The 7,078-nt window shown below is 71.2% G+C and carries 9 protein-coding genes; 4 read left to right on the top strand and 5 right to left on the bottom strand.

The features are described from left to right. The first annotated feature begins 93 nt into the window (after window positions 1-93). Window positions 94-387: a 4a-hydroxytetrahydrobiopterin dehydratase gene (locus ABZU46_RS21535; protein WP_354860475.1), complete on the top strand. Its 294-nt coding sequence runs from the start codon at window positions 94-96 to the stop codon at window positions 385-387. Continuing rightward, complete coding sequence (locus tag ABZU46_RS21530) at window positions 384-1,538, top strand: FHA domain-containing protein (protein WP_354860473.1); 1,155 nt, start codon at window positions 384-386, stop codon at window positions 1,536-1,538. The genes ABZU46_RS21535 and ABZU46_RS21530 overlap by 4 nt, the downstream gene beginning before the upstream one ends. 139 nt (window positions 1,539-1,677) lie before the next feature. Here the strand turns inward: ABZU46_RS21530 and rocD are convergent, their stop codons facing one another. The 5 genes from rocD to ABZU46_RS21505 form a co-directional block, all read right to left on the bottom strand. Further along, complete coding sequence (rocD, locus tag ABZU46_RS21525; protein WP_354860484.1) at window positions 1,678-2,892, bottom strand: ornithine--oxo-acid transaminase; 1,215 nt, start codon at window positions 2,890-2,892, stop codon at window positions 1,678-1,680. Next, window positions 2,892-3,707, bottom strand: coding sequence for a dimethylargininase (gene ddaH, locus ABZU46_RS21520; RefSeq protein ID WP_354860482.1), 816 nt, complete (start codon window positions 3,705-3,707; stop codon window positions 2,892-2,894). Before ddaH ends, rocD begins: the two co-directional genes overlap by 1 nt. Before the next feature lie 648 nt (window positions 3,708-4,355). Then, window positions 4,356-5,225, bottom strand: a complete 870-nt coding sequence (locus ABZU46_RS21515; protein ID WP_354860472.1) for a sulfite exporter TauE/SafE family protein — start codon at window positions 5,223-5,225, stop codon at window positions 4,356-4,358. A gap of 111 nt (window positions 5,226-5,336) precedes the next feature. Then, on the bottom strand, window positions 5,337-5,591 hold the full coding sequence (locus tag ABZU46_RS21510) for a hypothetical protein (protein ID WP_354860471.1): 255 nt from the start codon (window positions 5,589-5,591) through the stop codon (window positions 5,337-5,339). Next, a complete protein-coding gene (locus ABZU46_RS21505; RefSeq protein WP_354860470.1) occupies window positions 5,588-5,758 on the bottom strand; it encodes a hypothetical protein in 171 nt (56 codons plus the stop codon). Before ABZU46_RS21505 ends, ABZU46_RS21510 begins: the two co-directional genes overlap by 4 nt. A 209-nt stretch (window positions 5,759-5,967) precedes the next feature. Here ABZU46_RS21505 and ABZU46_RS21500 point away from each other — a divergent pair, with 209 nt between their 5' ends. Continuing rightward, on the top strand, window positions 5,968-6,855 hold the full coding sequence (locus ABZU46_RS21500) for a helix-turn-helix transcriptional regulator (RefSeq protein ID WP_354860468.1): 888 nt from the start codon (window positions 5,968-5,970) through the stop codon (window positions 6,853-6,855). After that, on the top strand, window positions 6,848-7,048 hold the full coding sequence (locus tag ABZU46_RS21495; protein ID WP_354860466.1) for a DUF397 domain-containing protein: 201 nt from the start codon (window positions 6,848-6,850) through the stop codon (window positions 7,046-7,048). Before ABZU46_RS21500 ends, ABZU46_RS21495 begins: the two co-directional genes overlap by 8 nt. Window positions 7,049-7,078: the final 30 nt, after the last annotated feature.

The raw sequence follows: 7,078 nt of genomic DNA, 5'->3' as shown, positions 1-7,078 counted from the left end.
GGCATCGGGTGATGCCGCCCCGCCGGCGTCTGCGTGCGTCAACTGGCGGTGGCGCGTACGGCTCGCTGGACGCGCCACCGGTAGGGTCTGGTCATGGCAGACCTGCTCACCGCGGACGCGGTGCGGAAAGAGCTGGGCGGGTTGGCCGACTGGTCGGGTGACCCGACCGGCATCGGCCGCACCGTTCAGCTCGGCAGTTTCCCGGACGCCATCGCGGTCGTGGACCGGGTGGCGGCGGTGGCCGAGGAGCTCGACCACCATCCCGACATCGACATCCGATGGCGGACCCTGACCTTCCGCTGTGTCACGCACTCGGCCGGCGGGGTCACCCACCGGGACATCGAGCTGGCCCGGCGGATTGACGACATCGTCCGGAGTGCGGCATGAGATTCGAGATCAGCAAGGTTCTGGACGCCATCGAGGGGCGGGTCTGCACCGACCCGTCGCTGGCCCGCGCGGTGCTCGACCTGGCCGAGATCATCCGCTACCAGGACATCGACGGTGGCCGGCCGGCGAGCCTGCTGCGCCTCGGCATGGTCATCGACGCGCTCTCCCGCGAGCTGGAGGAGGACAGCGTCCAGGTGTACGCCGTGGTGCACCGGGCGCTGCTCTCCGACGCCGACCTGACCTCGAACGAGCGGATGGTGGTTCGCCGCTGGGCCGACGACGGGCTCGTCGAGGTGCTCGACAACCCGGGGGACCGGATGCTGGAGGTCGCCGACCTGCTCGGCCTTCCGGTGCTCACCCGGGTGCGCTTCGACGGGCTGCGCGGGCGGTTCCCGTGGCTGGTCGAGCAGCCCGGCCGGGTGGTCGCCCCGGTGCCGGGCGCCGGTGGGCCGGTGTTCATCGCGCATGTCGGCGGCGGGCACGCCCCGGTGGCCGGCAAGCGTTCGCCGACCGGGGCGAAGCTGCTGGCCCGGCAGTGGCGCTGCCCCGAGTCGGGCTGCGCGTTGTTCGGCGGCGGTGGCGGGGGTGGCGCGTTCGCCGACCTGGCCGGCGGAGCGGACCGCAGCCCGGCCGCGCAGCCGCCGCCCTCGCTGCGCAACGGCGTGCCGACCTGCCCGCGACACGGCGCGCGGCTCGGCGACGGCGGCCCGCGTCCGCGTACGGAGGTGCTCGCGGTACGCGTGGGTGGCCTGGTGCGACGGCGGTTCGTACTGAGCGAGGAGCAGCCGGTGGTGGCCGGCCGGGCACCCGAGCAGGAGGGCGGGATCATGCTCGGCCAGTGGCTCAACGACGAGGCCCGGCGGTGGATCAGCCGAGGTCATGTCCGTTTCGAGCTGCGGGTCGGTGAGGTCATCGTGACCGACGTCAGCACCAACGGCTCCGGCATCCGGCCGGCCGGGTCGATGAACGAGGCGGACCGGATCCCCCTGGCCCCGCAGCAGTCCCGGGTGCTGGGCGAGAACGACATGATCGAGCTGTACCCCGGCGTGCAGATCGGCCGCGCCGAGGAGTTGCCAACCGGCGCCCCGTTCACCCCCACGTCGGTGATGGCCGAGGCCCCCACGATGGCCATGCGCCTACCCCGCCCCTAACGCAAAAGGGCGGGCGCCGGGGGTTTCGGCGCCCGCCCTCCACCCATTGCCGCCCCAGCGCGCCGACCCCGGTTGATCATGAAGTTATTGCCACGACACGCCGCGGCAGCGGGCAATAACTTCATGATCAACGCGAGGGTCAGGCGGTCAGTACCGCCGCGAGCTGCGCCACCGCGAGGTCGATCTCTTCCTCGGTGATGACCAGGGGTGGGGCGAGCCGAATGGTGGAGCCGTGGGTGTCCTTGGCGAGGATGCCGCGCTGGGCGAGGCGCTCGCAGGCCTCCCGGCCGCTCATCAGGGCCGGGTCGATGTCCAGACCGGCCCACAGGCCGCGTACGCGTACCTCGACGAGGCCCTTGCCGACCAGCCCTTCCAGGCCGGCCCGGAGCCGCTCGCCCAGCTCGGCCGAGCGGCGCTGGAACTCGCCGGTGGCCAGCAGCCGGACGACCTCGATCGCCACCGCGCACGCCAGGGGGTTGCCGCCGAAGGTGGAGCCGTGCTGGCCGGGCTTGAGCACGCCGAGCACGTCGGCGTTCGCGGCCACCGCGGAGACGGGCACGATGCCGCCGCCGAGCGCCTTGCCGAGCAGGTACATGTCCGGCACGACGCCCTCGTGGTCACAGGCGAACGTCCGACCGGTACGCCCCAGACCCGACTGGATCTCGTCGGCGATGAAGAGCACGTTCCGGTCGGTGCAGACCTGGCGTACGCCCGGCAGGTAGCCCTCCGGCGGCACCACCACGCCCTGCTCGCCCTGGATCGGCTCCAGCAGCACGGCCACGGTGTTCTCGTCGATCGCGGCGGTCAGCGCCTCCAGGTCGCCGTACGGCACGACAGTGAAGCCCGGGGTGTACGGCCCGAAGTCGGCGCGGGCGTCCTCGTCGGTGGAGAAGCTCACGATGGTGGTCGTCCGGCCGTGGAAGTTGCCCTCGGCGACCACGATGTTGGCCTGGCCCGGGGTGACGCCCTTGACCTGGTAGCCCCACTTGCGGGCCACCTTGATCCCGGTCTCCACCGCCTCCGCGCCGGTGTTCATCGGCAGCACGAGGTCCTTGCCGCACAGCTCGGCCAGTTCCCGGCAGAAGTCGGCGAACTGGTCGTGGATGAACGCGCGGCTGGTCAGCGTCAGCCGATCCAGTTGCGCGTGCGCGGCGGCGATGAGCTGCGGGTGCCGGTGGCCGAAGTTCAGCGCCGAGTAGCCGGCCAGGCAGTCCAGGTAGCGGCGGCCGTCCACGTCGGTGAGCCAGGCGCCCTCGGCGGACGAGATGACCACCGGCAGCGGGTGGTAGTTGTGCGCCGTCCAGCGCTCGGCGTCCCGGACCGCTCCCGGCGTACGCAGGATGTCATCCACGATCACTTGCTTGCCTTTCCCTGACGGAGTCGCAGCGTGCAGCACTTCGGTCCGCCGCCGGCCTTGAGCAGCTCGGACAGGTCGACACCGATGGTCTCGTAGCCCCGGTCGCGCAGCTTGGCGGCCAGGTCGGTGGCCTGCGCGGGCAGCACGACGTGCCGTCCGTCGCTGACCGCGTTCAGGCCCAGCACCTCGGCGTCGGCCATGGTGGCGTGCACCGCGTCGGGGAAGAGCCGGCGCAGCACGGCCTGGCTGCCGGGGGAGAACGCCTCCGGCAGGTACGCCACGGTCCGCTCGTCGAGCACGGTCAGCGCGGTGTCCAGGTGGTAGAAGCGCGGGTCGACGAGCTGCATGGTGATCACCGGGTAGCCGAAGACCTCCTGCAACTGGGCGTGCGAGGCGTGCGCCGTGCGGAAGCCGGTGCCGGCGAGCAGGTGGTCACCGGCCAGCAGGACGTCACCCTCGCCCTCGTTGACGTGCTTCGGGTCGTACATTTCGAAGCCGGCGGCCTCGAACCAGGCCCGGTAGGCCGGCGCCTCGTCGGCGCGCTGCGGGTCGCGGAACTGCACGGCCATCGCCTTGCCGTCGATCACGGTGCCGCCGTTGGCGGCGAAGACCATGTCGGGCAGGCCGGGCACCGGAGTGATCTCCTCGACGGTGTGGCCCAGGTCAAGGTACGTCTGGCGCAGCTGCTCCCACTGTCGGACGGCCAGCGCGGCGTCGACCGGAGCGCTCGGGTCCATCCACGGGTTGATCGCGTAGTCGACGGCGAAGTACGTCGGCCGGCACATCAACAGGCGCTGGCTGGTGGCGTCCATCGTCATTGTCCTGCTCCCAGGGGTCGGGCGCGCCCGGCCACCGTGGCCCACGGGCTGGCGCCGTTGCTCAACGGTATGCGGCGCGACCGGCAGGATCCACCACCAGAACTTGCGCAGACCGCAGATCCGTTGCGTGTGAGGCCTGCGCGGCCGCGATTCGTTGCGTAGATAGGCCGGTCAGGGCTGACTGGTGCTCCGCGTCACCCGACGTGGCCTGTGCGACGACACCGTCCGTGTGCGTGACACCGTCCGTCTGCGGGTCAACGTGCGGGCCGGCTGCGGGGGCAGTGGGCGCATCCTTTGCTCTGCTTCAGCGGAGGCAACACCTGCCGTCCGGTAATCGGACGCAACGTGTTGCCTGGGGTGAAGCAGAGCAAAGGACGAAAGGAGGAGGAAGGTGAGCCGGAAGGCAGGAGCGAGGAGGAAGAGAAAGAAGGAGGCGGAGAGGGGCTCAAGAGAGGGAGCGGAGGGAGGCGCGGGTGCGCGCGCTGTCTTCTCTTGGAGACGGCCTGTGCGGACCCCGGACACACTTCAGGGGCGGCGAATCGCCGCCCCTGAAAGGGTGTTGCCCGATCGGTGAACCACCTGCGGGCTGCCGGCGAACCGCCGGCCGCGCCGGTGCATCACCGGCGAGCCGAAAAGTGCCCGCTAGAAACGGTCGACAAACTGTGAGTCGAGCCACTCGCGGAAGCGCTGCACCCAGTCGCCGTCGGTGGTCGGCCAGTCGAACTGACCGGTCATCGCCAGCACGCCGATCACCACCGCCGCGAGGCCGATGAGCACACCGAACAGGGCGTCGGTCTTGCCGGCGACGTGCCGGCGGCGGGTGGCCATCAGGCCGAGCACCGAGAGCACCGCGCCGAACGCGCCGAGCCCGATGCCGTACCCGGCCAGGGTGCCGGTCAACACGAACAGCGCACCGGCGACGGAGACGATCAGGCCGAGGGTGGCGAGCAGGCTTGCCCGTGGCTTCGGGCCGCGCGTCACCGGCGGCTCCGGCTCGGTGTGGCCGGGGGTGGGGTCGACCGGGCGGTCGGTCGCGACGCGGTCCGTCGGGTCGGGTCGCGGGGTCGTCCGGTCGAGGTCCGTGTCGCGCTCGGGGCGTCGGGTCGTGCGGTCGCGGTCGACGTCGGTGTCGCGCTCGATGGTCGGGGCGGTCGCCGCGGCGCTGCTCGCCCGGGTCGGACCGTCCGACCGGACCGCGCCGGGCCGGGAGTCGCCCTCCACCGGGCGGGCGGTGGCGGCCCGGGCCACGGCCGCGCGCTCCGCGGCACGCCGCTCGGCCTCGCCGACCTGGTCGCCGGTCGCCGTCGTGCTGCGGTACGTCGTCTGGTCGGCGTCCCGGTCGGTTGCCACCGGTCGGCCGGTGACGTCGTCGGACCGGCCGGTGTCGGTGACCGCAGTGCTGCTGTCCCGGTCGGCGACCGGGGTGTCGTTGCCGTCGACGCGCCCGTCGAGGTTCTCGTCCCGCGTCGGCGCCGGCTCGGACCGGCGGGACAGCGAAGGAATCCTGACCACTACACACCTCCTGATGAATGCGTGGTGGCCGACGAAACGGGTGGCACCCACGCGGTACCGCCCTCAACTACCCCGTTGGGCGTTTCCTGACACCAATTCCGGGTACGCCCATCACGCGCGGACCGACCTGCCCGGCACCGGGGCGGCGCGGAGCACCCGCAGCCCGGCCCGCTGCACGTACAGCTCCCGCTTGTCGACGGCCAGGCCCTTGGCGTCCAGGACGTAGCCGGTCAGCCAGACCCACCCGTGGTACGTGGGGCGCGCGTCCACGCTCACCAGTCGCAGCCGCAGCTCGCGGTCGCCGGAGAACTGCACCGAGCAGGCCGCCCCGATCAGCAGGAGGTCGCCGGGCCTGAGCTCGGTCACGTCGGCCAGTGCCCACGGTTGATCGGGATGCGGTGGCGGACCCGGCAGGGCAGCTCCGCGCCGCAGCGGCACACCCTGCGCCAGCGCGTCCAGCTCCAGACCGGCCGATGCCGGCGGGCGAGGGTCAGCGCGGTGACCAAGAGGTATTCGTTGTACGACACGCGCACCGCGGCATCCTTCCCGCCGAATTGCTGCCAACGCCATTCCCGGCGTTCTTTTCCGGCCCCCGATACGTGACAGCCTGTTCCACGCTGGCCCCCTTGTGCAACAACTCCACCCCGCCCTACTCTCAAGCCGTATTGACGCACGAGGAATGGAAAAGAAATGTGTGCGGGGCGAAACAATCGGTGTTGCAGGAAGGGTGCGGTGATGTTGCATGACGGATGAAACAGGCGGGTCCACGGTCCCTCGACGACAGCTCGGCCGGCTGCTCACCCAGCTCCGCGAGCACGCCTCGGTGACTCTGGACGCCGCGGCCGCGGCGCTGGACTGCTCGCGGCAGAAGGTGTGGCGCATCGAGAAGGGGCTGGTCCCGGTGCGCGTGGTGGACGCCCGAGCGATGTGCGCTCTCTACCGGGTGCCGGAAGATATGCGGGAGATCGTCGCCGCGCTCGCGAAAGAGACTCGTGCCAAAGGGTGGTGGCATTCCTACGGCGATGTCGTCCCGTCGTGGTTCTCGCTGTACGTCGGCCTGGAATCGTCGGCGAGTCTGATTCGCCGATACGACTCCGAGCTGATCCCCGGCCTCCTGCAAACCCGCGAATACGCCAGCGAGCTTTTCCGCCGCAAGAACCCGACCATGAGCGCCCAGGATCGGGAGAAGCTGGTCGAGGTCCGGTTGCAACGGCAGGGCATCCTCGTCCGCCGGCTGCCCACCGCGCCGGTCCTGCGGGTCGTCCTGAGCGAAGCGGTGCTGCGGCGCACGATCCCCGACCGGCGGGCGATGGTGGGGCAGTTGCGCCACCTGCTCGACGCGGCGCTGCTGCCGAACGTCAGCCTGCGGGTGCTGCCGCTCGCCGCCGGTCCGCCGCTGGCCAGCGAGACCGGCACCTTCGTCCTGCTGGGCTTCCCGCAGGCGTTCGGGAGGGCGTCGACCGAGCCGACCACCGTCTACCTGGAGAACATCACCGGAGCGCTCTATCTCGACAAGCCAGCCGAGGTGGCCGCCTTCGAACATGTCTGGTCTGATCTGGAGACGCTGGCGTCGACTGAGGCAGAATCAGAGAAAATGATCACTTCGATCATCGAGGAGCATCATGACTGACCTGGCCGGTGCCACCTGGCGCAAGAGCACCCGCAGCGGCGGGAGCGGCGGTGACTGCGTCGAGGTGGCCGACAACCTCCCCGGCGTCGTTGCCGTACGCGACAGCAAGGCCCCGTCCGGGGCCGCCCTGGTCTTCCCTCCGCGCGCCTGGGCGTCGTTCGTGGCCGACGTCAAGGAGCAGCGCCTGGGCTGACGTGACCGCACTGCTCATTCGGCCCGGCCG

The organism is Micromonospora sp. NPDC005197, assembly GCF_040608295.1.
Classification (GTDB): Bacteria; Actinomycetota; Actinomycetes; order Mycobacteriales; family Micromonosporaceae; genus Micromonospora.
The sequence above is the reverse complement of the archived record's forward strand: the minus strand, read 5'-3'. Positions and strand labels throughout refer to the sequence as shown.